At 63.0% G+C, this 26,246-nt stretch carries 18 protein-coding genes and 1 pseudogene; 9 read left to right on the forward strand and 10 right to left on the reverse strand.

What is annotated here, in order from left to right; genetic code table 11:
• Positions 1-45: 45 nt before the first annotated feature.
• The 7 genes and pseudogenes from glnL to U741_RS19925 form a co-directional block, all read right to left on the reverse strand.
• A complete protein-coding gene (gene glnL / locus U741_RS0102185) occupies positions 46-1,140 on the reverse strand; it encodes a nitrogen regulation protein NR(II) (RefSeq protein ID WP_029888858.1) in 1,095 nt (364 codons plus the stop codon).
• A 284-nt stretch (positions 1,141-1,424) separates the two neighbouring features.
• Entirely contained in the window at positions 1,425-2,834 is a 1,410-nt protein-coding gene (gene glnA / locus U741_RS0102190) for a glutamate--ammonia ligase (protein ID WP_029888859.1), read from the reverse strand.
• 302 nt (positions 2,835-3,136) lie between these two features.
• Positions 3,137-5,827: a DEAD/DEAH box helicase gene (locus U741_RS0102195; protein WP_029888860.1), complete on the reverse strand. Its 2,691-nt coding sequence runs from the start codon at positions 5,825-5,827 to the stop codon at positions 3,137-3,139.
• On the reverse strand, positions 5,824-6,897 hold the full coding sequence (locus U741_RS0102200; RefSeq protein ID WP_029888861.1) for a virulence RhuM family protein: 1,074 nt from the start codon (positions 6,895-6,897) through the stop codon (positions 5,824-5,826). Before U741_RS0102200 ends, U741_RS0102195 begins: the two co-directional genes overlap by 4 nt.
• Positions 6,894-8,570, reverse strand: a complete 1,677-nt coding sequence (locus U741_RS0102205) for a site-specific DNA-methyltransferase (RefSeq protein ID WP_029888862.1) — start codon at positions 8,568-8,570, stop codon at positions 6,894-6,896. Before U741_RS0102205 ends, U741_RS0102200 begins: the two co-directional genes overlap by 4 nt.
• 24 nt (positions 8,571-8,594) lie before the next feature.
• Complete coding sequence (locus U741_RS0102210; protein ID WP_052378408.1) at positions 8,595-10,445, reverse strand: ATP-binding protein; 1,851 nt, start codon at positions 10,443-10,445, stop codon at positions 8,595-8,597.
• 139 nt (positions 10,446-10,584) lie between these two features.
• Positions 10,585-10,797, reverse strand: a pseudogene (locus tag U741_RS19925) (hypothetical protein); the annotation flags it as partial.
• A gap of 366 nt (positions 10,798-11,163) precedes the next feature.
• Between U741_RS19925 and glyQ the strand changes: the two are divergent.
• Complete coding sequence (gene glyQ, locus U741_RS0102220) at positions 11,164-12,072, forward strand: glycine--tRNA ligase subunit alpha (RefSeq protein ID WP_029888865.1); 909 nt, start codon at positions 11,164-11,166, stop codon at positions 12,070-12,072.
• Between the two features lie 56 nt (positions 12,073-12,128).
• A complete protein-coding gene (locus U741_RS0102225; RefSeq protein WP_029888866.1) occupies positions 12,129-13,088 on the forward strand; it encodes a beta-ketoacyl-ACP synthase III in 960 nt (319 codons plus the stop codon).
• A 9-nt stretch (positions 13,089-13,097) separates the two neighbouring features.
• Here U741_RS0102225 and U741_RS0102230 read toward each other — a convergent pair whose 3' ends face one another.
• On the reverse strand, positions 13,098-15,668 hold the full coding sequence (locus tag U741_RS0102230) for a hypothetical protein (RefSeq protein ID WP_029888867.1): 2,571 nt from the start codon (positions 15,666-15,668) through the stop codon (positions 13,098-13,100).
• Between the two features lie 195 nt (positions 15,669-15,863).
• Here U741_RS0102230 and U741_RS0102235 point away from each other — a divergent pair, with 195 nt between their 5' ends.
• From U741_RS0102235 to gmhB, 3 genes are all read left to right on the forward strand, one after another.
• Positions 15,864-17,231, forward strand: a complete 1,368-nt coding sequence (locus U741_RS0102235) for a hypothetical protein (protein ID WP_029888868.1) — start codon at positions 15,864-15,866, stop codon at positions 17,229-17,231.
• A gap of 80 nt (positions 17,232-17,311) precedes the next feature.
• Positions 17,312-19,399 (forward strand): glycine--tRNA ligase subunit beta, encoded by a 2,088-nt coding sequence (gene glyS, locus U741_RS0102240; protein WP_029888869.1) that lies wholly within the window; start codon positions 17,312-17,314, stop codon positions 19,397-19,399.
• A gap of 189 nt (positions 19,400-19,588) precedes the next feature.
• The gene (gmhB, locus tag U741_RS0102245; protein ID WP_029888870.1) at positions 19,589-20,152 is read left to right on the forward strand and encodes a D-glycero-beta-D-manno-heptose 1,7-bisphosphate 7-phosphatase; all 564 of its coding nucleotides are present in this window, start codon (positions 19,589-19,591) and stop codon (positions 20,150-20,152) included.
• Here the strand turns inward: gmhB and folB are convergent.
• Together folB and tsaD are read right to left on the reverse strand one after the other, a co-directional pair.
• The gene (folB, locus tag U741_RS0102250; RefSeq protein WP_029888871.1) at positions 20,121-20,486 is read right to left on the reverse strand and encodes a dihydroneopterin aldolase; all 366 of its coding nucleotides are present in this window, start codon (positions 20,484-20,486) and stop codon (positions 20,121-20,123) included. The genes gmhB and folB overlap by 32 nt on opposite strands.
• Positions 20,483-21,505 carry a tRNA (adenosine(37)-N6)-threonylcarbamoyltransferase complex transferase subunit TsaD gene (gene tsaD / locus U741_RS0102255; RefSeq protein WP_029888872.1) on the reverse strand — a complete coding sequence of 341 codons (1,023 nt, stop codon included), beginning with the start codon at positions 21,503-21,505 and terminating at the stop codon, positions 20,483-20,485. The genes folB and tsaD overlap by 4 nt, the downstream gene beginning before the upstream one ends.
• Before the next feature lie 121 nt (positions 21,506-21,626).
• Between tsaD and rpsU the strand changes: the two genes are divergently transcribed.
• From rpsU to rpoD, 4 genes are all read left to right on the forward strand, one after another.
• Positions 21,627-21,842, forward strand: a complete 216-nt coding sequence (gene rpsU, locus U741_RS0102260; protein ID WP_029888873.1) for a 30S ribosomal protein S21 — start codon at positions 21,627-21,629, stop codon at positions 21,840-21,842.
• Positions 21,843-21,925: 83 nt separating this feature from the next.
• Positions 21,926-22,378 carry a GatB/YqeY domain-containing protein gene (locus U741_RS0102265; protein WP_029888874.1) on the forward strand — a complete coding sequence of 151 codons (453 nt, stop codon included), beginning with the start codon at positions 21,926-21,928 and terminating at the stop codon, positions 22,376-22,378.
• Between the two features lie 28 nt (positions 22,379-22,406).
• The gene (gene dnaG, locus U741_RS0102270; protein WP_029888875.1) at positions 22,407-24,143 is read left to right on the forward strand and encodes a DNA primase; all 1,737 of its coding nucleotides are present in this window, start codon (positions 22,407-22,409) and stop codon (positions 24,141-24,143) included.
• A 187-nt stretch (positions 24,144-24,330) separates the two neighbouring features.
• Positions 24,331-26,223, forward strand: a complete 1,893-nt coding sequence (rpoD, locus tag U741_RS0102275) for an RNA polymerase sigma factor RpoD (RefSeq protein WP_052378409.1) — start codon at positions 24,331-24,333, stop codon at positions 26,221-26,223.
• The last annotated feature ends 23 nt before the right edge of the window (positions 26,224-26,246 follow it).

Raw genomic sequence — 26,246 nt, forward strand, 5'->3', positions numbered from 1 at the left:
TCCTTCCTTGTGCTGCGAGAAAACGTCCTCCGGCGCGGACGTGACTTATCCATGGACAGGCTCTTGAGCATCCAGTGGCAGGTAAATTGAAAAAACGGTTTCACCGGGCTGCGAGCGGCACTCGATCATCCCTTCGTGACGGCGCACCAGGTAATGGGCGATGGGCAGGCCCAGGCCTGATCCCTCCGGCCTTGAGGTGACCATGGGGTAAAAAATGCGGTCGATCATTTCGGCCGGCACGCCGGGGCCGTCGTCTTCGACATCGATGCGAATCACCAGCCGGTGACGCACTGCGCCAATGGTCACCTGCCGCTGGGTACGGGTGCGCAGGGTGATCACCCCGCCGTGCTCGCTGGCATGCAGGGCCTGCATGCCGTTGCGGACGATGTTGAGCAGCACCTGGATCAACTGCTCGCGATCACCGTACATGTCGGGGATCGACGGGTCGTAATCGCGCAGCAGTTCGATCTCGGTCGGCAACTCGGCGCCGACGAGTTGGCGCACATGCTCGACGACTTCGTGAATATTGAGCCAACTGTTCTGCGGCAGACGGTTGGGGCCCAACAGCCGGTTGACCAGGTTCTGCAGCCGGTCGGCCTCGCGAATGATGACCTGCGTGTACTCGCGGTGTTCGGGCGAAGGCAGCTCGACTTCGAGCAGTTGCGCAGCCCCGCGAATGCCGCCCAGGGGGTTCTTGATTTCATGCGCCATGCCGCGAATCAGCTCGCGGCTGGCTTCCTGGTGCGCCATCTGCCATTCCTCGCGCGAGATGCGCAGGTGACGGTCCAGCGCCTGAAGCTCAATCAGCAACCCTGACGATTGGCGCCCCTGGTTGAACGGCGTCACGGTGCAGTCGACCGTGACCGGCGGCTCAGCGGCGCGGCGCAGGCTGAGTTCTCGCTCGATGAAGCCCAGGGCACGGTCGTTGGCGTCGGCCAGCCGCGCTTTGAGCGGCGCGAAATGCGGAATGCTTTCGCACAGCGGCTTGCCAAACACCATCGACCGCGAAATGCCCAGCAGGCCCTCGCTGGCGGTGTTGATGGCCACGACCTGCAGGCGCTCGTCGAGCACGACAACCGCCGTCGTCAGGCCGTCCAGAACGGCCTCCGGCTTCGGGCGGGTGCGGGGTAGTAGCGACATGATTCGGCTCAAGCAAAAGACGCGCCAGAAATCGTCGGCGTCTCAGGCGGATTGTGTGAGCAGCTTGGCAGATCGCAGGTTCACACGCACCATCGTGGTGCAACAGTAAAAGATGTGTTTACGCCTCGGACGACACGCAGTCATTCAAGAGGACCTTTGCGAAACAACGCACTACTGTGGTGCGACTTGGTGTTTTCGCACCGTTATGGTGCATTTGTGCCGGCATGCGCCCACAAAAAACCCCGCTCGCGCGGGGTTTTTCACCACGAACGGGGCCGTCCGGGTTACATCGAGTAGTACATGTCGAACTCGAGCGGGTGCGTGGTCATGCGGAAGCGCGTGACTTCACCCATCTTCAGGTCGATGTAGGCGTCGATCAGGTCGTCGGTGAACACGCCGCCGGCCTTGAGGAAGTCACGATCCTTGTCGAGTGCTTCCAACGCCATGTCGAGGCTGTGGCAGACACGCGGGATCTTCTTGTCCTCTTCCGGCGGCAGGTGGTAGAGGTCCTTGTCGGACGGGCCACCCGGGTGAATCTTGTTCTGAATGCCGTCCAGACCGGCCATCATCATCGCGGTGAAGGCCAGGTAGGGGTTCGCCAGGCTGTCGGGGAAGCGCACTTCAATGCGGCGACCCTTGGGGTTGGCAATGAACGGGATGCGAATCGACGCCGAGCGGTTACGGGCCGAATAGGCCAGCAGCACGGGCGCTTCAAAGCCGGGCACCAGACGCTTGTAGCTGTTGGTGCCGGGGTTGGTGAACGCGTTGATGGCTTGCGCGTGCTTGATGATGCCGCCGATGTAGAACAGTGCGGTTTCAGACAGGCCGCCGTACTGGTCACCCGAGAACAGGTTTTTGCCGTCCTTGGAGAGTGACTGGTGGACGTGCATGCCGGACCCGTTGTCGCCGACGATCGGCTTGGGCATGAAGGTCGCCGTCTTGCCGAACTGATGGGCAACGTTCTGGACCACATACTTGAGCTTCAGAACTTCGTCGGCCTTCAAGGTCAGGGTGTTGAACTTGACGCCGATTTCGCACTGACCCGCGTTGGCGACTTCGTGGTGATGCACTTCAACCGGCACGCCGATGGCGTCCAGCGTGTCGCACATGGCGGCGCGAATGTCGTGCAGTTGGTCAACCGGCGGCACCGGGAAGTAGCCTCCCTTGACCGTCGGGCGGTGACCCATGTTGCCGGCCTCGTAGACCTTGCTGCTGTTCCATGCGGCTTCTTCGGAGTCGATCTCGACGAAGCAGCCCTTCATCTCGGTGCCCCAGCGAACGCTGTCGAACACGAAGAATTCGTTCTCGGGACCAAAGTAAGCGGTGTCGGCAATACCCGTGCTCTTCAAGTACGCCTCGGCGCGCTTGGCCAGCGAGCGCGGGTCGCGGTCGTAACCCTGGCCGGTGGACGGCTCGAGCACGTCGCAGGTCAGCACCAGGGTCGGGTCTTCAAAGAACGGGTCAATGAACGCGGTGGCGGTGTCCGGCATCAGGATCATGTCGGACTCGTTGATGCCCTTCCAGCCAGAAATCGACGACCCGTCAAACATCTTGCCTTCAGTAAACACGCTGTCATCAATCGTGTGCGCCGGCACGGTGACATGCTGCTCTTTGCCCTTGGTGTCGCAGAAGCGAAAGTCAACGTACTTGATGCCTTTCTCTTTAATGGTGCTGATTACGTCCTGACCCGACATGGGGTTCTCCTATTGGGGGATGAATGACCGTTCTGGCCTGATGGCCGTGCGCCAAAATGAAGCACGAACCATGCCAGAACCAGGCTGAAAAACCACGCCCAGCCGTCGATTCCGCAATGCGTGCGTGCGCATCGTAGCCGAAAGCCTGGGGGCGCAGGCATACCACCATAAGCGTGCGGCACGGCCGTATCAGGGGGGCGCGACACGCGGCATTGGTGCGGCCATCGAGGCTGCCATAATTCCGGATTCGACCTCGCAAATCCGGAACCGCGTTCCTAAATTTCGAGGCTAAACCTCTGATATCAGTCGCAATAACTCCGAGCAAGCTCCTGTAAGGTCATGTTTTCAGCAATGGCGTTGTGCGGGATCAAAGAGTAGCGCCAAGGCTTCCCCTGGTAGGTCGCCGCGTGCTGTGAGGCGTTGGCGCACCAACGCACCGCAGCTTCCTTCTTGGCCAACACATCCGTGTCGCTCAGTTCGTTCTTGGCTTTGGGCTCCAGCATGTAAATGCAGTCGCCGGTCTCCGCGACAAAATCTGGCTGGTACTCCTGATGGTCCGCGCCGTTCTTGTAGAAGATCTGGAACTGGCCCTTCGCCGGACGGAACCACTTCAGTGCGTCCCGATCAAGAATCACGGCCAGCTTCCGCTCGGCGTCCGAGTCGAACTTCTGCACTGGATATAGGCATCGCTGGAAACCGCCGAACACGTACCTCGCCATATTGCTCTTGTCGGCGGGTGCCACTCGGTAGTCCGCAGGTGGCTCGTGAGCCGCATAGGTATAGGCGCTGGACTTGAGCTCGGTGAAGCCCTTGCTGATCTTCACTTCGTATTCCACCGACGGGTCCATCCAGTGGTTGTCCTGCATCTGCGAGTGGACGAATCGGGCGATGTCGCGCTGGTAGCAATGCAAAACCTTGCGAGCATCGTCCTCGGACAGGTAAGTCTTGAAGTGCTCGACGGTTTGACGCGCCAAGTCGTAAAGCAGGTCCGCATGGTCGTCATAGGACACGTCATTGAAGTCGACCAGGCCGCTGACCACGTAGTCTTCGAGGCGTGCTTCTTCGAAGCCTCCCACGCCGAGCGCGATGACTTCCAGCTGTTGCGTGCGCAGATGTTGTACCCAGAGCTCGACTGAGACGGCCGGATACTTCATCGAGTCCAGCTTGAGCGTGAAGGGCTTAAACCCTGATTTCACCTCGCCCTTGGGCACGACGAGGATGCGGGGAATATCGATAGTCTGGTCGGCGACCAAGCCCACCGTCCTCGCGACGATCGCGGCGATGTCCGGCTTTTCTGTGACGCCCTCCAGCTCTAACTGCGGGGTTCGGTATTGCTCCTCAACCGCCTTGACGATGGCCGCCTGTATCTCCGGCCTTCGCAGATGCTCGACCGTGGGGGCCAGCGATGGCTGACTGCCAAGGGCCTGGATTGCCTTGTAGGCAAGCTGCGAGATCTCGCGCTCCTCGGCTTTGGCAAACGCAGGCGCTTCTGACTGCCCAGCGACGGTCGTGGTCGCTGTCATCTGCGTGGGCTGGAAGCCCAGCCGTGTGGCCAACTGCGATTGCGAAACGACCGTGGCGGTTTTCTGCTTCAGGCGATCCGGGTCCAACTCCACCGTCTTGATGCTGATGGGCGAGTCCGCGCGCCGCGCCTCGTCGATGATCTCCTGAAACTTGTCGTGGGCCACGATGTTCAGCCGGTCCACCGCCGTCACGCCGGTGCGCCTCCCATAGGGCAGGCGCAGGCCACGTCCGATGGACTGCTCGATCAGGATGCGGGCGTTGGCCGCCCGAAGCGGCACGATGGTGTAGAGGTTGGTGACGTCCCAGCCTTCCTTCAGCATGTTGACGTGGATCACGATCTCAGTCGGCTCGTCGGTGCGCTCCACCTTCAACAAGCGTTGGATCATCTCCTCTTCGTCAGCACCGGTCTTGCTCGAGTCAACCTGGATGACCTTGTCCTCGTAACGGCCTGCGAAGAAATCCTTGGACTGAATCAGCTGTAGCAGTGATCCTGCATGGGTCGTGTCACGGGCGATCACCAGTAGAAAGGGTTTGACGATGACATTGCCGCTTTCACGCGCGTAGGTCTCCATCTCCACCTTCACGCTTTCATGCAACCGCACGCCGTCTTTCAGCTTCAGAAGTTCGATTTCCTCCGTGGACATGCCGGCCGGATTGAAATTCTTGCGTGTGACAACTGCCGGCTCCTTCACGAAGCCGTCGGCCATGGCCTGGCTAAGCGGGTAGTCGTAGATGACGTTCTTGAAGGGCACCGCGCCCTTCGTGGTCTCCACATACGGCGTGGCCGTCAGCTCCAAGCCCAAGATCGGCTTCAGTTCGTTGATCGCCCGCACCCCGGCACTGGCTCGGTAGCGGTGCGACTCGTCCATGAGCAGCACCAGGTCAGGTAGCCCGGCCAGGTAGTCGAAGTAGCTCTGTCCGATGTACTCGGACAGCCGCTTGATGCGCGGTGACTTTCCACCGCGCACCTCCGAGTTGATCTTGGAGATATTGAAGATGTTGACCTTGCAGCGAACCAGGTTGGAGAACAACGAGCCCGCCTTGGCCTCGTAGTTGTCACCCGTGATGATTTCCGGCGGGTCGATGGCGAACTCGGCGATGCCCTTGAAGACGTACTTCGGGCTCTGTCGGTCCTCAAAATCGGCGATCAGCTTGTTGTAGATCGTGAGGTTCGGCGCCAGCACGAAGAAGTTGTCGATGCCGTGGGCCAGGTGCAGATAGCTGACAAACGCGCCCATCAGCCGCGTCTTGCCGACGCCGGTGGCCAGTGCGAAACACAGCGACGGAAAGTCGCGCTCAAAGTCCGTAACGTTCGGGAACTCACTGCGAAGAAGATCCAGCGCAGCCGTCGCGTCCGCGCCTCCGCGCGGCGGCAGGATCTCGGTCACGCGGTCGAGCAGTTCCAGGGAGCGCCGCTGCGGTGCGCGTAGGCTCAGCCGCCCGGCAATGGCGTTGACATGCCGATTCATTCCTTCTCCCCTGGGTTCTTTTTCGTCTTCTTCGGCAAGCCTTTGCGTTGATGCGTGGCCAGACCCTTCAAGTGCTTGGCAGCCGCATCAAAATCCCGCTCGACTGCGGTGACCTCATCGGCGCGCTGTCGGCGGAAAAACTCGAACTGCGTCTCTGCGTGCTTCAATGCCGCGTCGTGGCTGATGCTGCCCGCATGGCTCAGAACATCGCGTTCGCCCAAGCGCAGGAAGTCATCGAGCTTGGTGATCCAGTCCGCCATCGCCATGGGCCGTCGGTTCAAGGCCTGCACCTCCGCGAATTCCAGGTAGGCGTTGACGATCTTGTTCAGTGCGTCCAGCTCTGTAGCGTTCAGATAGTTTTTGGCAACACTCGCGTCGGACTTGCGCGGGCGGGTGGCGCTCCAGCTCGTCATACCCATGTTCGGCTTAGCTGCGTCAGCCCGGCCCTTCACGATCTCGGCCGCAGTGTGTCCGTGCGCGGCCCAGTGCATCTTGTTCTGCACGGTCTTGAAGAAGCGCTGGCTCGCCTCGGCGCTCGCGTCGTAATCCACACTGGTCGCATAGATGTCCAGCACCTTGCGCCAGAACATCCGCTCGGACGAGCGGATGTCCCGGATGCGCGAGAGCAGCTCTTCGAAGTAGCCGTCATCCGGGCCGCGCTTTAGGCGCTCGTCGTCCAGCGCGAATCCCTTGACCAGAAACTCGCGCAGACGCTCGGTTGCCCATTGCCGGAACTGGGTGCCCCGTGGCGAGCGGACTCGGTAGCCCACGGCCAGAATGGCGTCCAGGCTGTAGTGCCGCAGGGCTCGCTGGACCTGCCGGGCACCCTCGGTTCGAACTTGTAAGTAATCCTTACAAGTTGCCTCCTCGGCCAGCTCCCCCTCCCCGTAGATCGCTTTTAGGTGGAGTGTGATGTTCTGAGGGGTGGTCAGGAACAGCTCCGCCATCTGTGCCTGAGTCAGCCAGACCGACCCATCCCCCAGCCGTACCTCAATCCGGGTGCGGGCGTCCTCGGTCCGATACAGCAGCATCTCGGAGCCCGCGCCGGGTTTCTCCGGGCCCTGGTTCATGCCTCCTCCCCAAACAACCCTTGCTGGCCCGCCGCCGCCGCTTTCTCCCCTCTCCCGTCTGCGGGAGAGGGGCCGGGGGAGAGGGCGCGCTCCACGGGAGCGCGCGGCAAATTCTCCACCTGCAACGAATAATCATCGTGCCCCCACTCGCAGCGGGACAAGACCTGTCGCGGGATCTTCTTGACCGTCAGATTGGGGAACTCGCCCCGCCCACGAAACGCCGTGCAGAGCACCAGCAAAGAGCGCTCAGTCCCCACTTCATCAGAGAGCTGCTGCAACTGCTCATGCGAAAGGTTGGCGGTGGTGACATAGACGAAATCGCGTTCCGTCGAATGTCCATGCTGCCAGTACAGGGATTCAGAGGGCGCGTAGGTGAACCCTTCCAGCTTGCACAAGGCCTGAGCCAACTGCGCAGCGTTGTAGGTCTGGTTGATAACCCAGTTGCCCCACTTGTCCTTTTCCATTAGTGAAGGCGCAAGACGGTAGTAGCGGAAGCCGCCTCCACCTTTCCAGTTCACCGCCTCGGTGATACCGCCTGCATCCTCGCCGTCAACGACCTTCTTGAGGCGCGGAATGATGTGTGTATGACAGTGGTCCCCCAGCTCGACCATGATCCAACGACGGCCCATTTTGTGGGCCACCGCTCCGGTGGTGCCGGAGCCGGCGAAGGAATCGAGGATGAGGTCGCCCGGGTTGGTGGCGATGTGCAAAACGCGGTGCATCAAGCGTTCCGGCTTAGGAGTGCCGAACGCGTCATTCGCCCCGAAAATAGCAATGCTCTCTTTTTTTGATTCCTGCGTATTGCCGACCTCATCATTGGGCCACCAAGTCCATGACATGCGCCCTACTTGCTCCTGCAGGTACGTCTTCTTTCGAGGCATACCTCTGCCGTCCCCACCGAACCACATGCGCCCTTCAGCAAGGAGACGTCGATATTCGCTCTCGATAGTTACCCAACAGCGGCCCTGCGGCGGATTGTGTTCAGCGCCACCAGGCGTCGTGATTTTGTACATCTGATTGGGTCGATACCCTTGAGCCGAGAAATTCGACGACGACGTCCAAGGCCCACGAGGATCCTTGTCAGGATTCTTGAATTCGGCAAGCTGCTTTTCCGTTAGCGGCACCCGATTCGCCCGAGCCTGGAAATGACTCCTGTCGGCTGCGTAAACCAAAATGTGGTCGTGCGCATCTCCCAAAGGCAAGCGATTGTCAGGGCCAATTCTCTTCTGCCAAAGAACATTTGCAACGAAATTCGCCCTGCCAAATACCTCATCACAGAGGACTTTGAGGTAATGCGCCTCGTTGTCGTCGATGGTGATCCACAGCGAGCCATCGTCCGACAGCAGCCGCCGAATGATCTCCAGCCGGTCGCGCATCAGGCTCAGCCAGATCGAATGCTCCACCCCGTCGTCGTAATGCGTGAATGCGCTGCCGGTGTTGTATGGCGGGTCGATGAACACACACTTCACCTTGCCTGCAAACTCTTGCTCCAGCGCCTTCAAGGCCAGCAGGTTGTCGCCAAAGATCAGTCGGTTATCGAACAGATCGGTGTCCGACACGCGATGCTTCGCGTGATACGACTTGTCCGGGTCCTCAATGAGGATGCGCGGCTCTAGCTTTGGCCGGTTCTCCTTGCCGATCCAGGTCAGTTCCAGCTTCTGTTTGTTACTCATCCGCAGGCAAAACCCTGTCATTCTTCATTGATCGAGCGCTCTGCCAACGGCCCTGAGCCATGTTCGGATGTCGTCGTTCGGATCGGATTGCATCAACAGCGCGGGGGTCATTCGAGACACGCATGCCGTGTTGAGGCGCTTCTTCCCAGCCGACGCTTTGTCTTTTCTCTTTTCGGGCGACACCGTTGCCCATGCTGGGGCGTTGCGATCTCCTGAGTGCACCGCTTCGGCAAATAGCATGGGGACATCCTCGAAATCCGCCCCCGTGCCTGAGTACCCGGGACTCTCGGCAAGAATTGCCGATGGGTGAAGGTAGTTCTCAAGCTCGCCCTTTGATGTGGCCCAAGCAGTGCAGCCACGCGCCACCCACTGCGCAATGTGTTGTTGATATTTCGGCTGCGCAGGCGGCGCTTGATCCCTATCAGTTAGATAGAACTCCGGGCGGCCGAAGCCCGCTACGGTGCTGATCCACAGTTCCATACTGCTGCCGCCAAGCGATAGGAAGACCAGCTTTCCGGCCTGTTCGGCAGCCTCAAGGTTCGGAATATCCGGTTCAGTAGCCGCAAGCATCGCTGAAATGCGCCTGAGAAACTGGATATCGTGCTTTCCCTCAACACCGAAAAACGCCTTGACGTCGTGATCTGGAAGTACGCCCAAGGTATCTCTGATTCGCTCGAGGGTCTGATCAAGATTACCGTGCTGCACCACCGGCGCTCCGTTCACAGAAGTGATCAGCCGCAAGGAATTCCGGTTGACCCTTCGCGCAAGCGTCGGCGTGTGTGTCGTCAGGAGCACCTGACAACGCCCCTGATCAACAAGATCCTCAAAAGCCTCCAGCAGCATGATCTGGTAGTTGGGATGCTGACTCGTTTCCGGCTCCTCAATTGCATAGATGACGCCGCCCCCTTTGGTGAGGGAATCGTCTTCTGCTTTCGCCCGGAAGAAGTTCAGCAGTACAAGCCGGCGAGTGCCGCTACCTCTCTTGTTAATAGGGATGTCGTTTTCGCCGGTCAGAGTGACCGTGAACAATGAGTCCCAGTTCTTGTTCTTGACCGCGGGGTGCAACTGATTCGCAAGCTCGTGGTTCATCTCGCGGATCTTTTCGACCGTGCGTCCAGCGACACGCTCAAGTTCTCGGCGAATGTCACCGATCACATCGTTAAGCTCTGTCTCGCGACGCCTAATCGCCTCCTTGATCGCCGACTTGAGCGGGTCTTGCGCCTCGGCGTCCTGGTCGGTGCTTGCCCGATCAGATTTGAACAGGGCATATACCGGCATATGGGTCTGCAACTGCTCCCAGACTTCCTTGCCCGTCTCTTTGGATAGACCGACTTCGCGTTCAACCCGCTCGAGATCGTCAGCTTGCCCCCAAATGGCGGAACGCAGTTGAGTTTTGATGGTTTGGTTGGTCTGACTCAGATCAACCTGACGTTGCTGTGCCCTGGACCTTAGTTCAGTGATCTTGAGCCCCAGCAGGTCGTCCGTTCCCTGCGTGGAAGGGTGCAGGGCTTTCGCCATGACGGAGCCGAGCTTTCCTTTTGCAGCTGCGCAGTTGTAGACCTTGATAATTTCCAGCCGCCCATCACTGCGGACCAGGTGCTCGGCTTGCAAGGTTGTGGGGTGTTGATCGTCGATCACAAGTTGCGCAGGCAAGTCCTCGAACACGCAGGCGATGCGTATCTCCGTTGCAGTTGTTCCAACGCAACAGTCTTCCTTCTCGATGGTTGCCTCATTGAAGAATATGTCGAGTGCATCCAAAACAGAGGACTTGCCGGCATCGTTGCGCCCAATCAGCACCGTGAGCGGATCAATCGGCATGGTGGTTTCCTGGGCGTAGCCTCGGAAGTTGGCGAGTTTTACTTCAACAAGACGCATAGACGCACTCCACAGATTGGATCGAGCCCTGACAGCTGAACATCGGAACGACTAACTGCGGTCAAAGCGGCCGCCCCTGGGCCGCCATGAAGTGCTCAATGTTCATGTGGGGCGCGCCAAAATGGTCTGACACAATGGGCTCAATCGTCTTGCCAAGCCCTACTTCATCGGCGAGCAGGGCGCCCTTGGACAGCGGTGACTGAAAGGCGAAGAGCGCCGCGTCGACCTGATGTGGATTCAAGTCCACCTGGGCGCCAGCCACCGCGCCCGCAAGCTTTTCAATGCTGTCGGGAGGGTGCCTTCTGGTCAACTCGTAAGCGAAGTATTTCGCTTGGTAATCCGTTATTTGCATGGCTTCTAATGCGGCCGCTGGTTGAATCGATCTTTGGGCCTTAGTGGACTCGTTGACCGCCGTGACATCTGTCGATCGCAACTCAGGCGGAAATCCCAGCCTGTCCTGTACCTCCCACACCCGGAGATTACGCGAACCGAGCACGGACCTTGGATTTTCGAGCGCAATTGACGCGCATGCTGCAAACAGCTTGGCGGGATCACTCATGCAGAGGCCTCCAATCCCCGCAGTGTTTATGAATGCGAGCCTGGGCAATCATGTGGACGCTTCGAGTAAGGAATACCTTTCAGCAATCGCGCGCGCGGCAACGACGAAGGCCATCACCTTCGTATACTGCCCGCCCGTGCAAACCGCATCACCCTCAAGATGACCTTCCAAGAACTCATCCTCAAGCTCCAGACCTTCTGGGCCGGCCACGGCTGCACGGTGGTCCAGCCCATGGACATGGAAATGGGCGCGGGCACCTTCCATTGGGCGACTTTTTTGCGTGCCCTCGGCCCCGAGCCGTGGAACACCGCCTACGTGCAGCCCAGCCGCCGCCCCACCGACGGCCGCTACGGCGAAAACCCGAACCGTCTGCAGCACTACTACCAGTTTCAGGTGCTGATGAAGCCCAGTCCGGCCAACATCCAGCAGCTTTATCTGGACTCGCTGTCGGCGCTGGGCTTTGACCCGCTCACCCACGACATCCGCTTTGTTGAAGACAACTGGGAATCGCCCACCCTGGGCGCCTGGGGCCTGGGCTGGGAGGTCTGGCTCAACGGCATGGAAGTCACGCAGTTCACCTACTTTCAGCAGGTCGGCGGGCTCGAATGTCGGCCGGTGGCGGGCGAGATCACCTATGGCCTTGAGCGACTGGCGATGTACATCCAGGGCGTCGAAAGCGTTTACGACCTCGTCTGGTCGCGCGATCCCAACACCGGCCGCGAAGTGACCTACGGCGACGTCTACCACCAGAACGAAGTCGAACAGAGCACCTACAACTTCGAACATGCCGACGTCGCCACGCTGTTCGAGCGCTTCAACAAGGCCGAAGCCGAGTGCCAACACCTGCTGGGGCTGGAAAAGCCGCTGCCACTGCCGGCCTACGAACGCACCATCCAGGCCAGCCACGCCTTCAACCTGCTGGATGCGCGCGGCGCGATCAGCGTCACCGAACGTCAGGCCTATATCCTGCGCGTGCGCACCCTGGCACGCGGCTGCGCCGAGGCCTATTACAAAGCCCGTGAAGCGCTGGGCTTTCCGATGCTGGCCAAACCCGACAAGGCCACCTGAGGCCGGGCGCAAACCGACCCACGAGTCGGTCAAGCCGAAACACCAAGGAGACACCCGTGGGCTACGCACGCATCACCGGCACCGGCAGTTATCTGCCGGACCGTATCGTCACCAACCAGGAGTTGGCGACGCGCATCGACACCAGCGATGAATGGATTGTGTCGCGCACCGGCATTGAGGCGCGGCACGTGGCGGCCGACGACGAGCTGACCAGCGACCTTGCGTTGAAGGCCGCGCAGCGGGCGATGGACAGCGCGGGCATCACCTCGGCAGACGTCGATCTGATTGTCTGCGCCACCACCACACCCGACATGGTGTTTCCGTCCACCGCCTGCCTGCTGCAAGCCAAGCTGGGTGTGAAGCAGGGCGCGGCATTCGACGTGCAGGCGGTGTGCACCGGCTTTATTTACGCGCTCGCCATCGCCGACAAAATGGTCGCCAGCGGCGCCCACAAATGTGCGGTCGTGGTGGGCTCAGAAGTGTTCTCGCGCCTGCTCGACTGGAACGACCGCCGCACCTGCGTGCTGTTTGGCGACGGCGCCGGCGCAGTGGTGGTGCAGCCGTCCGAATCGCCCGGCATTCTTTCCAGCCACCTGCATTCCGACGGCAGCCTGAGTCACATCCTGCGCGTCGGCGGCGGCATTGCCGAGGGCAAGATTCGCGGCAACCCCTACCTTGAGATGGACGGCCAGGCGGTGTTCAAGGTGGCAGTGCGGGTGCTCGGCGAGTGCGCCAACGAGGCATTGGCCCACAACGGCCTGACCGGCGCCGACATCGACTGGCTGGTGCCGCACCAGGCCAACCAGCGCATCCTCGACGCCACCGCCGACCGCATCAAACTGCCGCGTGAGCGCGTGGTCACGACGGTCGCACGTCAGGGCAATACCTCGGCGGCCTCCGTGCCGCTGGCGCTCGACAAAGCGGTGCGCGACGGCCGCATCACCACCGGGCAGCACGTGATGCTGGCCGGCGTGGGCGGCGGCATGACCTGGGGGTCGGTGCTGGTGCGTTGGTAGGGGCTCTGGTCAGTCCAGCTTGATCGGTGATGCCGGCAGCGGCGCGGCGCGCAGCAGTCCGTCCGGAACGGTGCTCTGGCCTGCGGCGGCAATGGCATTGCGCGCCGCAACCGTCCGCTCCCAGGTTTGCAGGTACACCTCGGCCGAGTGATAGACGTCGCGCAGTTGCTGCGGTTGGCCTTCGATCTGCATCTCTTGCACGGTGTCGGCCAGCATGCCGTAGTGGGCGTTGCCGTCGAGGTCCTGGTTCCAGGTGCGGCCCTGGCCTTGGGCGTCTCGCTCTTCGGGCTGCTCGAAGCGCAGGCTGCGCACCGACTCAAACTCCGCCAGCGCAGCAAAGTTGGGCTGACTGAAGAGGTTGAACGGGTAGCTGATGGCGTCGCCGGGCGCAATCTCGTCACGCGGCGGCGCTTGCGCCGACAAACCATTGGTGTCGGTGCCGAAACCGAAGCCGAACTCGAACGGCTGCCCGGCGGTGTTCCACAGCCCTTTGAGCTCATCGAGCAAGGTCAGGTGGCTGACGCCATCGCTCAGCGACGGATAAATGTAGCCGCCGCCCTGCAGAATGCGGATGGCCTGCGCGTTCGACATGCCGCCGAAGGTGCCGTGGGTGGACACCAGCGGGTAGGTTTGCGGCTGGGCTTCGGCCAGTTCCAAGAGCTGGTTTTTCATCTCGAATTCGAGGTGATCAACGTCGATGATCCAGCCGCGCTCCATCAGCTTGCGATAGGTGTAGAGCCCCATCGGCGTCATCCACCGGGCGTTGCACTGCGGGGTACTGGGGTAGCACGGCAGCGCGCCGCCGGGGCGCCCGCCCTGGCCGACAAACAGGCAACCCGGCGGCAGGCTGGTCATCACCGTGCCTGCGCGGTCGTCCGAGAAAAACCCGCCGCCAACGCTGGGGTCGTCCACCGTGGGGCAGTCGTAGGTGGTCCAGAACTCACCCGTTGCAGCCTCGCCCAGCAGCGGCAGATTGCCCAGCGGCGACATGCCGTCGGGCACCGCCAGCACCCCGGTCAGGGCGCCGATGTCGGTGAGGGTGGTGATGTCGGCCAGATCAGGAATGCCGCCTGTGTTTTCGCGGTTGCCAATATTGAGCACCAGCGCATCGAAGATGCCGTTGCCGCCAAAGGCGTTGTCGAACTCGTGGATGCTGATGATCTGGCGTATGCCGAGGTCCCAGAGCCGGTCCATCTGGGTGAGGATTTCGTCGTCCGCACCGGTCTCGGTCATGCGGCAGCTGTAGCGATTCTCCAGCAGGCCGGTGCCGGTTTCTTCAAACGGCTCCTGACTGCGCAGCGGGTTGTAGGTGAGCTTGCAGTCGAACAGGTTGGAGATTTCGGCGCCCAGCACCACGGCGAGCTTGCCGTCTTCAATCACCTGCCGCGCTTCGACCGGGTCCAGCACCACGCGAAACCAGCCCTCACCGGGGCCGCCGTACTGCGCGTCGATGTAGGCCTGCATGGCATACATGGTGCCGACCTGCCGGGCGGCGTTGTTCATCTCGTTGCAGTCGGTGATCGGCGCGGCGGTGATATTGCGTTGCAGCTTGCACAGGGTTTCGTTGTCGACCACGTCATTCACGGCGATGCGCAGACCGGCCTTCCAGGCGCGCTCCAGCCACTTCCAGTAAATCGCCTCGTGGGTCAGCATGTCGCGCGCCGGCCAACTGGTGAAGGTGGGCCAGCCATCGGTGTTGTGGCCGGTAAACTGGTTGCCGAGCAGCGCGCCCACGGCATCCAGCGCCCCTTGCGGACCGTGGTCGGCCTGACAATTGCCCAGCGCGTGTGTCACCCCCAGCGGGTGGAACGGGTCGCCCCACTGCGCACCACCGAGAAACTCGGTGGCGCTGATGTGCACGTGCACGTCGGCCATGCCCAGCACCTTGCCGTCGGCGGTGGTGCCACTGAAGGTGTCGCCCTCGGTGTTGTCGTGCGCTTCGGGAAACGCCAGACAGTCGACCGCCGCGAGAATCTCGAACTGTTGCTGCGCCGGGTCTGCGACATCCACCCCCAGCTGCCCGTCAGCGTCCAGCCCCAATGGCTGGCCATCGTTGAAGCGCGCCAGGGTGTGGCGCTCGCCGGCCACCAGCGGATCGATGAAGCCACGAAACGCGGCAAGATTGGCTGGGCTGGGTTCGACAAACACGGCGGGCTCAGCCGGGTACGGCACGCTGTCGCCGACCACCTTGAGGGTGAAGCGGCTGGCGTCGTCGGCCATCGCCAGTGCCCGCGCCGTGGTGGCCGCCGGGCCGGCGCGCAGCAGGTCACCCTGGCGGTCCATGAGCAGGTATTCACCCAGCCGGCTGGGCTTGAAGTAAAACTTCTCGGCGTCGGCCAGCGTGGTCGAGACCGCGTGGTAACGGTTGCCGTCGCGCTGCACGTAGGCGCCCGTGGCCGCCGAACGCAGCACCCAGCATTGGTTGTGGAAGGCATAGCGGTCGCGCGCGGCCGGCGATGTCTCAGCCTCACGCTCAGGCGGCGTCTCGGGCGGCACCAGCGTCGGCAGCGAACTGCCACAGCCACTCAGGGCGATAAGCGCGAGGACGGCAACCGGGCACAACAGGCGCAACTTGAACATCGCTTCACTCCGCACGCACAGCCGCGACCGGCCGCTGGGTAGGTCATTTTTTTGAGAGCCTAGCACCGGGAACCTGCTGATCCTTCTAGTAAATTCAGCCGCATGAAGCGGCCATCTCTCTCTCAACTCGCGCTTGCGGCACTCCTTGCAAGCCCTCTCGGCGCAGCACTTGCTCATTCCTTCGGCGAGGTCCACGTGCTGCCGCTGCCGTTCGAGCGCTACGCGTGGGGCGCGGCGTTTGCGCTGATCGTGTCGTTCGTGCTCGCGGCGTTGTTCCTGAGAGCACCTGCGTCACGGGCCGCCGCCGGTCCGGCGGCCTATCGATGGGCGTTGCCGGGTTGGCTGGTCTGGGGTCTGCGCGCGGTGACGCTGGCGTTGCTGGTCCTGGCCATTGCCAGCGGTGTGTTCGGCGCGGCCAACCCCTACGCCAACTTCAACATGACCCTGTTCTGGGTGGTGTTCATGCTCGGCTTTGCCTACGCCACGGTGCTGGTGGGTGATCTGTTTGCGCTGATCAATCCATGGCGCACGCTGGCCGAAGGGCTGGCGCGACTGTGGCCACGGCTGCGTGACGGCGTTGTGCACTACCCGGAGCGCCTGGGCGTGTGGCCGGCCGCGCTGCTTTGGGTGGCACTGGTCTGGTTCGAGTTGTTCGGGCACGTCGAGCCACGCAGCCTCGCCGCAGCGCTGCTGGCCTACACCGCGCTGACGCTGGTCGCCAGCGCGGTGTTTGGGGTTGAGCGCTGGTTTCGCCACGGCGAGCTGTTTTCGGTGTGGCTCAACCTGCTGGCGCGGCTGGCGCCGGTGGCGTTTGCCCACGAGGCCGGCGGACCACCCACCCGGTCATTCTCGCTGCGTTGGCCGTTCTCGGGCGTGTTGCACATGGACGAGGGGCCGCGCGGCCGGGTGATGCTGATTATGGCGCTGCTGGCGACCACCGCCTTCGACGGGCTGCACGAGACCGAAATCTGGCACGGCGTTTACTGGCTGTGGCTGTACCCGGAGTGGCTCAGTGGCTGGCTGGGCACCAATCCGCTGGAAGCCTTCCCGGCCCTGCGGCGCGGCTACGGATGGTGGAATGCGGCGTGGCTGTGGGCGCTGCCGCTGCTGTATTTAGCCGCCTACGCGCTGGCCTCATTCGCCACCGCGCGGCTGGCCCCGGCACTGGGCGGCACGGCAGCGGTGATGCGTCGCTTTGCACCGTCGCTGCTGCCCATCGTGCTGGTCTATCACGCCAGCCATTACTACACGCTGCTGCAAGTGCAGGGCCCCAAGATCGTGCCGCTGCTGTCGGACCCGTTTGGCTGGAACACCAACTGGCTGGGCACCGCGCAGTGGTTCATGCGCGTCAACGCACCCGATGTTTACCGCATCTGGGATGTGCAACTGGCGCTGATCTTGGGCGGACACATCGTCAGCGTCGCGCTGGCCCACCGCATCGCCATTGGGCGGTTGCCCGACCGCCGCGGCGCTGTTGTCAGCCAACTGCCGATGCTGGTGCTGATGGTGGCGTTCACCGTGGGTGGGCTGTGGATACTGGCCCAACCCTTTCAGTCGCCATAGTCAGCCTGTCCTGACCCTCACCGCGCCGTTTTGCCCGACAATATCGGCCTTCCCCGAATTACCGACGGCGCTTTTTGCTCATGTCCCGCACTCTGTTGATTGAAATCGGCACCGAAGATTTGCCAGCGCGGTACGTTCTGCCGCTGGCCGATGCCCTGGCCGACGGCGTTGTGCAAGGTCTGGCGAGTCGGGGCCTGGGCACCAGCCACGTCACCCGCTTTGCCACGCCGCGGCGGCTGGCGGTCATGGTCGCGGCGGTGCCGACCCGGCAGCCGGATCAGCAGGTCACGCGAACCGGCCCGGCGCTCAAGGCCGCCATCAAGGACGGGCAGCCAACGCCGGCGGGACTCGGTTTCGCCAAATCCTGCGGCGTTGATTTCGCCGATCTGGGCGAACGCGACGGTAAGCTGCACTTCGAGAAAACTGAGCCCGGCGCCGCCACTGCAGACCTGTTGCAAGCGGTGTTCGACGACACGCTCAAACAAATGGACCAACTGGTGCCCAAGCGCATGCGCTGGGGCAGCGGTGACGACACCTTCGTGCGCCCGGTCACCTGGCTGACCGCCCTGTTGGGTACGGACGTGGTGCCGCTGCAGGCCTTTGGCCTCAAAGCGAATCGGATCACCTACGGCCATCGCTTTCACGCACCGCAGGCCATCCAGCTCGACGCGCCCGAGCCCTACGCCGACCGGCTGTTCGACGCCAAGGTGATTGCCGACCCGCAAACCCGCAAGACCCACATCGCCGCGCAGATCAGCGCCGAGGCGCAGGCGGCCGGTGGCCACGCGCGCGTCACCGGGGATTTGCTCGACGAAGTCAGCGCGCTGGTCGAATGGCCGGTGGCCATCACCGGCCATTTCGAGTCGCGGTTTCTCGAGCTGCCGCCCGAGGTCATCGTCGCCACGGTGGAGACCAACCAACGTTATTTCACCGTGTTCGAAGACCCCGAACAGACGCGGCTGACCTCGGCGTTCATCACCGTCATCAACATCGAAAGCCGCGATGTGGCGCAGGTGATCACTGGCAACGAGCGCGTGGTGCGGCCGCGCCTCAGCGACGCCGCGTTTTTCTTCGACCAGGATCGCGCCATCCCCCTGACGCAACACGCCGAAGGCCTGGCGCGCGTCACCTTTCAGCAGGCGCTGGGCACGGTGGCCGACAAGCAGGCGCGCATCGCCGTGCTGGCCACGGCGCTGGCCCGCGAGACCGGTGCCAGCGATCAGCGCGTTGCCGACGTGCAGCGCGCCGCTGCGCTGTGCAAGGCCGATCTGGTCACCAAGATGGTCTTTGAGTTCCCGGAATTGCAGGGCCTGATGGGCGGCGACTATGCCCGCCGCAATGGCGCGCCCGAGGGCGTCTGGCGCGCCATTGCCGAGCACTATCTGCCGACCCAGCAGGGCACGCCGATTCCGTCAACGCCCGAAGGCCAGATGGTGGCGCTTGCCGACAAACTCGACACCTTGGCCGGCATCTTCGCCATCGGCCAGAAGCCCACCGCCAGCAAAGATCCTTACGCCCTGCGGCGTGCGGCGCTGGGGGTGTTGCGGGTTCTGATTGAGGGCGGCTGGTCGCTGGACTTGCAGGCGGCGCTGAAAATGGCGCTTGACGCGCAGCCAGCCGGCGATCGCGGCGCGCAAACCCTGACCGCGCTGCTCGACTTCACCATGGAGCGCCTGCGCGCTTACCGCGTGGGCACCGAGGCGGATGGCCGTGCCATCACACCCGAAGCCTTCGAGGCGGTTCGTGCCCTGGGCGGCACGCGGCCCCTGGATGTCGAGCAGCGCCTGCTGGCCGTTCATGGCTTCACCGTGCTGCCCGCCGCCAGTGCGCTGGCCGCCGCCAACAAACGCATCCGCAACGTGCTGCGCCAGGCTGAAGAGCGCGAGCCCGGCTCAACCGCGCATGCCGTGGATGACGAGGCCCTGAAGCACACCAGCGAGCAGGCGTTGTGGACCACCATCACCGCCCTGGAAAAGCGCGGCGCGGGTGACGACTACGCCGCACGGCTGGTCGACCTGGCCAGCCTGCGTGACCCAGTGGACGACTTCTTCGACGCCGTCATGGTCAACGATCCCGATGCCGCCATCCGCCAGAACCGCCTGGCGCTGCTGGCCCGTGTGGATGCGTTGTGCCGCGAAGTGGCCGACCTGTCGCAGTTGCCGGGGTGAGCCGGATCAAGCGGATGTCCACTGGACATCCGCGCCGGGGCGGGAAAGCAGACTGCGGTCGCTGCACGGACGGCACTCCCGAGGCAACATACGAATGGGTGTGGGGCCTCGGCGAATGTGACTCGGTTGTCGCGGGAAATGCCCTTGGGACCAAGGGTTTGCAAAGCACGGAGCAGGGTCATGAACAGCATGAAATGGGTGATTCTCGACCGCGACGGCGTCATCAACCACGACTCGCCGAATCACATCAAGTCGGTGGCCGAGTGGCACGCGCTGCCCGGCAGCATTGAGGCCATTGCGCGACTCTGCCAGGCGGGCTTTCGGGTGTTTATCGCCACCAACCAGGCCGGTATCGGTCGCAGCCTTTTCACCCACGACGCACTGCTGGCGATGTTCGACTACCTGCAGCGCCGCGTCGCCGAAATGGGCGGCCGCATTGATGGCATCGAGTTCGCGCCCGAGCACCCCGACCACGCCACCGAGATGCGCAAACCCAACCCCGGCATGCTCAAGGATCTGGCGCGCCGGCTGGGCCAGCCGCTGGACGGGGTGTGGTTCATCGGCGATTCGCCGGGCGATGTGCACGCCGCACTGAATGCGGGCGCGCAGCCGGTGCTGGTGCGCACCGGCAACGGCGCCGCCACCGAAGCCGCGCTGGACGACGCGCTCAAGGCCCGGGTGCCGTGCTTCGACGACCTTGCGGCGGCCGCACGCGCGCTGATCAGTCGCTCAACCGTGACCGCGTCAGCCTGATCGCCACGTCGTTGACGTTGGGCAGGATGCCGGGCTTGTGCACGGTCAGCGTGAGCGCATCAATCGCGCCGAACTCCGCCAGCAGCGCGCTGCAGATGCGCCCGGCCAGGGCCTCAAGCAGTTGCGGCTGCTCGCGCGCGCAGACGGCGGTCACGCAGGCGGCAACGGCGGCGTAGTCGACGGTGTCCTGCACGTCGTCGCTGCGGGCGGCGGCACTCAGATCAACGCTCAGCGCAAGGTCGAGCATTAACGGTCGCGGCGCCACGCGCTCCCAGTCGTAGACCCCAATCAGCGCCTCGACCGCCATGCCATTGAGCAGGATGACGTCGCTCATGCCGCCTCTCCGACCGGCCCGAGGTCGGCCAGCGACCAGCGCGGCGTGGCAAAAATACCGTCGCCCGGCGACCGGGCCTCGGCCCGCCGCTGCCAGCCGACATAGGCAATCATTGCCGCGTTGTCGGTGCAGAACGCCTGCCGGGGAAACGCCAGCCGCACCCGCTGCTGCGCGGCCCAGGCACCGAGCTTGTCGCGCAGCCGCAGATTGGCGCCAACGCCGCCGGCCACCACGAGGGTCGAATACCCGGTGGCCTCGATGGCGCGGGCACACTTGATACGCAGCGTGTCGGTCACTGCCTCTTCAAAGCCGCGCGCCAAATCGGCGCGCGCGGTGTCGTCCAAGACCTCGGGAATACGCGTGGCCACCGCCGTTTTCAGCCCCGAAAACGAAAAGTCCAGCCCCGGCCGGTCGGTCATCGGTCGCGGAAAGCGATACACCCCTTCGCGGCCCTGCTCGGCGAGTTTGGCCAGCGCCGGCCCGCCAGGATAGGGCAGGCCCAGCAACTTGGCGGTCTTGTCGAAGGCCTCGCCCACCGCGTCATCAAGGCTTTGGCCCAAGACGCGATAGCGGCCAATCCCCTCGACCGCCACCAGCAGCGTGTGACCGCCGGACACCAGCAGCGCGACGAACGGAAAGCTCGGCGGGTCGGGTTCCAGCATCGGTGCCAGCAGGTGCCCTTCCATGTGATGCACCGGCACCATGCCGCAGCCCAGCGCCTGCGCCAGCCCGGCAGCCGTGGCGCCACCCACCATCAGCGCGCCGATCAGCCCCGGCCCGGCGGTGTAGGCCACCCCTGTGAGATCGGCAAAGCCCAGCCCGGCGTCGGCGAGGGTGTCGCGCACCAAGGGCACCACCCGTGTCAGGTGATCCCGCGAGGCCAACTCGGGCACCACGCCGCCATACTCGGCGTGCAGGGCAATCTGGGTGTGCAGGCGGTGGGCCCGTAGGCCGGCAACGTCGTCATAAATCGCGACGGCGGTTTCATCACAGGAAGACTCAATGGCGAGGATGCTCATGGCCTATTTTGCATTAGCGGCGCGGGCCGACTAGAATCCACGCCCTTTTTCGACGCAGCGCCATTTATTGGGCGCCGCGCTGAAGCCTGATCACCCGTCTGCATCAACGAGATTTTTTTGCATGCCCAACGTTCGTATCCGCGACAACGAGCCGTTTGAAGTCGCCCTGCGCCGTTTCAAGCGCACCTGTGAAAAAGCTGGCGTCCTCACCGATGTCCGCAAGAAAGAAGCATTCGAGAAGCCCAGCATGGAACGCAAGCGCAAGCGCGCTGCGGCCGTGAAGCGCCAGGCCAAGAAGGTCCTGCGCGAAACCAACCGGCGTACGCGGCTTTACTAAGCCCCCGGTAGTGCCTGAGTGGTTTTGGAGGCTCGCGACCGTCTCGCGGGCCTCCTTTGGTTTGTCTGTTCGAGGTGTAGACCATGGCTGATCTGAAGACCCGCGTTGCAGATGACATCAAGACCGCCATGCGTGCCGGCGACAAGCTGCGTCTGTCGGTGTTGCGCATGCTCAGCGCCGAGCTCAAGCAGCGCGAAGTCGTCGAGCAGCAGACCCTCAACGACACCGTGGTGATGGCCGCCATCGAAAAGATGGTCAAACAACGGCGCGACTCCGAAAAACAGTTCCGCGACGGCGATCGCCCCGAACTGGCCGACAAGGAAGCCGCCGAAATTGTCGTGCTGCAGGACTATCTGCCGCAGGCATTGAGCGAGCTTGAGCTCGCTGCGCTACTGGATCAGGCCTTCGCCGAAACCGGTGCGGCCGAGCCCAAAGACATGGGCAAGGTGATTGGCTGGCTCAAGCCCAAGGTCGCTGGGCGTGCCGACATGGGCGCGCTGTCGGCGCAGGTCAAGGCTCGCCTCAATCAGGGCTGACCTGACGCGCCACGGCTAGACTCCCGCCGTGAGTGGCCGAATCCCCGACAGCTTCATCCAGGATCTGCTGGCCAGGACTGACATCCTGGAGCTGATCGGCGCGCGCGTGGAGCTCAAGCGCGCCGGCAAGGAATGGAAGGGCTGCTCGCCGTTCACCCACGAAAAAACCCCGTCGTTCTTCGTCTCGCCCACCAAGCAGATGTACTTCGACTTCAGTTCCGGCAAAAACGGCAACGCCATCGGCTTTCTGATGGAGCACGACCGGCTCAGTTTCGTCGATGCCGTCGAGGCGCTGGCGCAGATGGCCGGGCTGGACGTACCGCGCGAGGGCGGCCATGTCGACCGGCTGGTGCTCGAAGGCCCACTAGACGCGCTGGCCGTGGCGCAACGTCATTTTCGCGACCAGCTGCGCCAAAGTCCCGACAGCCAAACCTATCTGCGTGAGCGCGGCGTCACGGCCGAGACCGCCAAAGCCTTCGGCCTGGGCTTTGCGCCGGATCGCTGGGACGCGCTGGCCGCGCATTTCACTCCGGCCACCCTGGCCCACGCCGTCAGCGCCGGTTTGCTGATCGAGCGCGATGGCGGCGGACGGCCCTATGACCGTTTCCGGGGCCGCATCATGTTTCCGATTCGCGATGCGCGCGGCCGGGTCATCGCCTACGGCGGGCGAACCGTGATCAAGGACCCCGCCAAATACCTGAACTCGCCAGAGACGCCGCTGTTTCACAAGGGCCGCGAACTGTACGGGCTGTTCGAGGCCAAGGCGGCGCGCAAGGCAGCCCTGCCACATGTCCTGGTGGTCGAGGGCTATATGGACGTGGTGATGCTGCACCAGGCCGGCATCACCGACGCGGTGGCCACGCTGGGCACCGCCACCACCCGCGATCACCTGCAGCGCCTGTTTCGCGAGACCACCAAGGTCATTTTTTGCTTCGACGGTGACGCCGCCGGGGGCCGTGCGGCATGGCGGGCGCTGGAACAGGCCCTGCCCGAGCTGCACGGCGCCCGCGAGTGCCGCTTCATGTTTCTGCCGCAGGGCCACGACCCGGACAGCCTCATCCAGGCCGAAGGCCGCGACGCCTTTGAGCAACGCATCAAAGACGCGACACCGCTGTCGACTTACCTGATCGAAACCCTCACCGAGCAGGCGCCGACCACCTCCATTGAGGGACGTGCCCGCTTTGTCGCACTGGCACAGCCGCATCTGCGGCGCGTGCCCGAGGGGCCCTTCAAGTCGCTGCTGACCGACGCGCTGGCCGCGACGGCGCGGCTGTCTGCGGACCAGTTGGCCGATGACGCCACCGCACCTTCTGTCGTCACGACACCGGCTACCCCCAAACGATCAGGCCGCGCCAGCGGTCAGACCCTGATCATCAAGGGCGCCCTGCGCGCCCTGCTGGAACGCCCGGCACTGGCCGAACGCGCCCAACATGTCGAGGCCTTTGCGGCGGCTGCGCTGCCGGGACTGAACATCCTCACCCGCGCCATCGATTACTTTCAGAGCCACCCAAACGCGACCGCAGCGCAACTCCTGGAGAGCTGGCGTGACAGCAAGGAGGGCGAGGCGCTGATGCGGGTGATGGCCGAGCCCAGCCTGCTCGATGACGACGCCTTGGCCCGTGAGTTCGACGACGCCCTGGACAAGCTGTGGCGCGGCATTCGGCGCAGCCGCTATACCGACCTGCTGAACGCCTCGACCACCCGTTCGCTGAGTGGGGCAGAGCAGCAGGAACTGGGCACGATCATGCGTGAGCTCAACGCCTGAGCGCCCGCGCGGCGTGTCGATTGGCGGCTGCGGATTGAAAAGCCGGCAACCGTCAGCACATTGACAACCTGACCCGACCAGCAAGCGCCGCAAACCGGCCCTCAGCAAGGCTTATTCGGACTTCCACTGCAGGCGCTCCTGTATAATATCCGGTTCCGCGCCGCATTTTGAAATTTTTAGGTCCCGCATGAGCAAGCACGAAGAAACCGCCGTCAACGACGCCGAACTGCAAACGCAGAAGCAGTCGCAGATCAAAATCTTGATTGCCATGGGCAAGGAAAAGGGCTTTCTGACGTTTGCCGAAGTGTCGGACAACCTGCCGGATGTCATCGACTCCGAGCAGATCGAAGACATCGTCACCATGATTCAGGCGATGGGCATTCCGGTCTACGAAGATGCCCCGGACGAAGAACAGCAACTGTTCTCCGAGCCGTCGGTGGTGGCCAGCGCCGAAGAAGAAGAAGACGCTGCCGAAGAAGCGGCTGCCGCCATCGCCTCCAGCGACGACCAGTTTGGCCGTACCACCGACCCGGTGCGCATGTACATGCGCGAAATGGGCAGCGTTGAACTGCTCGACCGTGAGGGCGAAATCCGCATCGCCAAGCGCATCGAAGAAGGCCTCAACGAGGCCATGTTCGCGATGATCCAGTACCCGGAAACGGTTGCCATCATGCTGGAGGCCTACGCCGATGCCGTGGCCGGCAACCGCCGCCTGGCTGAAGTGGTCACCGGCTTCTTCGACCCCGAGATCGAAGCCTTGCTGCAGGCTGGCAACCCGATTCCGATGCCGGTCACCAAAGCCGAAAAGGACAAGGAAAAAGAAGAAAACGGCGACGACGACGACGAGGAATCAACGCCCGACACCGGCCCGGACCCGGTGCAGTGCGCCGAACAGTTCGCCAAGCTGCAAAAGCTTTATGACGAAGCCTGGGAAGCCCTGTCAACGAACGGCAGTGCCGAGAAGAAGACCCAGGAAAAACGCAACGCCGTCGCCGAGCACGTGCTGTTCTTCAAGCTGTCACCGAAGATCGTCGACGCCGTCAGCACCAACCTGCGCAGTCGGATCAACGAAATTCGCGTCACCGAAAAACAGATCATGAAGATCTGCGTGACCGACGCCGGCATGCCACGCGACGAATTTCTGCGCAGCTATCGCGAAGGCAAACTGACCGATGTCGAGTGGCTGGAAAAATGCATCCGCGCCAAGCGCAAATATTCGTCAGAGCTGAGCAGCCGCAAGGACGAGCTCGTCGCCCTGCAGGCGCAACTGCGCGCTTCGGAGTCGGACAACCTGCTGTCGCTGGACGAGATCAAGGACATCAACCGGCGCATGAACGTCGGCGATGCCAAGGCCCGCCGTGCCAAGAAGGAAATGGTCGAGGCCAACCTGCGCCTGGTGATCTCGATCGCCAAGAAGTACACCAACCGTGGCCTACAGTTCCTCGACTTGATCCAGGAAGGCAACATCGGCCTGATGAAGGCGGTCGACAAGTTCGAATACCGTCGCGGCTACAAGTTCTCGACCTACGCGACCTGGTGGATTCGCCAGGCCATCACCCGCTCGATTGCCGACCAGGCGCGCACCATCCGTATTCCGGTGCACATGATCGAGACCATCAACAAGCTCAACCGCATCTCCCGGCAGATGCTCCAGGAAATGGGCCGCGAGGCGACGCCGGAAGAGCTGGCGATCAAGATGGAAATGCCTGAGGACAAGATCCGCAAGGTGCTGAAAATCGCCAAGGAGCCGATCTCCATGGAAACCCCGGTGGGCGACGACGAAGACTCGCATCTGGGCGACTTCATCGAAGACTTGGCGGCCATCTCGCCGGTCGAGGAGGCCACCACGCAGTCGCTGTCGGAGGCCACCCACGAGATTCTGGCCAGCCTCACGCCGCGCGAAGCCAAGGTGCTGCGTATGCGCTTCGGCATCGACCTGACCACCGACCACACGCTGGAAGAAGTGGGCAAGCAGTTCGACGTGACCCGCGAGCGCATCCGCCAGATCGAGGCCAAGGCGCTGCGCAAGCTGCGTCACCCCTCCCGCGCCAACTACCTGCGCAGCTTCCTCGACGAATAAGTCGTATTGCTGCCCACAAAAAA

Origin of the sequence: Polycyclovorans algicola TG408 (assembly GCF_000711245.1) — a bacterium.
Lineage (GTDB): Bacteria > Pseudomonadota > Gammaproteobacteria > Nevskiales > Nevskiaceae > Polycyclovorans > Polycyclovorans algicola.

What these genes read in the sequence shown, in the direction of transcription:
- glnL (WP_029888858.1), bottom strand. Translation starts at nt 1,140, where the DNA reads ATGTCGCTACTACCCCGCACCCGCCCGAAGCCGGAGGCCGTTCTGGAC.
- glnA (WP_029888859.1), bottom strand. Translation starts at nt 2,834, where the DNA reads ATGTCGGGTCAGGACGTAATCAGCACCATTAAAGAGAAAGGCATCAAG.
- U741_RS0102195 (WP_029888860.1), bottom strand. Translation starts at nt 5,827, where the DNA reads ATGAATCGGCATGTCAACGCCATTGCCGGGCGGCTGAGCCTACGCGCA.
- U741_RS0102200 (WP_029888861.1), bottom strand. Translation starts at nt 6,897, where the DNA reads ATGAACCAGGGCCCGGAGAAACCCGGCGCGGGCTCCGAGATGCTGCTG.
- U741_RS0102205 (WP_029888862.1), bottom strand. Translation starts at nt 8,570, where the DNA reads ATGAGTAACAAACAGAAGCTGGAACTGACCTGGATCGGCAAGGAGAAC.
- U741_RS0102210 (WP_052378408.1), bottom strand. Translation starts at nt 10,445, where the DNA reads ATGCGTCTTGTTGAAGTAAAACTCGCCAACTTCCGAGGCTACGCCCAG.
- glyQ (WP_029888865.1), top strand. Translation starts at nt 11,164, where the DNA reads ATGACCTTCCAAGAACTCATCCTCAAGCTCCAGACCTTCTGGGCCGGC.
- U741_RS0102230 (WP_029888867.1), bottom strand. Translation starts at nt 15,668, where the DNA reads ATGTTCAAGTTGCGCCTGTTGTGCCCGGTTGCCGTCCTCGCGCTTATC.
- glyS (WP_029888869.1), top strand. Translation starts at nt 17,312, where the DNA reads ATGTCCCGCACTCTGTTGATTGAAATCGGCACCGAAGATTTGCCAGCG.
- gmhB (WP_029888870.1), top strand. Translation starts at nt 19,589, where the DNA reads ATGAAATGGGTGATTCTCGACCGCGACGGCGTCATCAACCACGACTCG.
- folB (WP_029888871.1), bottom strand. Translation starts at nt 20,486, where the DNA reads ATGAGCGACGTCATCCTGCTCAATGGCATGGCGGTCGAGGCGCTGATT.
- tsaD (WP_029888872.1), bottom strand. Translation starts at nt 21,505, where the DNA reads ATGAGCATCCTCGCCATTGAGTCTTCCTGTGATGAAACCGCCGTCGCG.
- rpsU (WP_029888873.1), top strand. Translation starts at nt 21,627, where the DNA reads ATGCCCAACGTTCGTATCCGCGACAACGAGCCGTTTGAAGTCGCCCTG.
- U741_RS0102265 (WP_029888874.1), top strand. Translation starts at nt 21,926, where the DNA reads ATGGCTGATCTGAAGACCCGCGTTGCAGATGACATCAAGACCGCCATG.
- rpoD (WP_052378409.1), top strand. Translation starts at nt 24,331, where the DNA reads ATGAGCAAGCACGAAGAAACCGCCGTCAACGACGCCGAACTGCAAACG.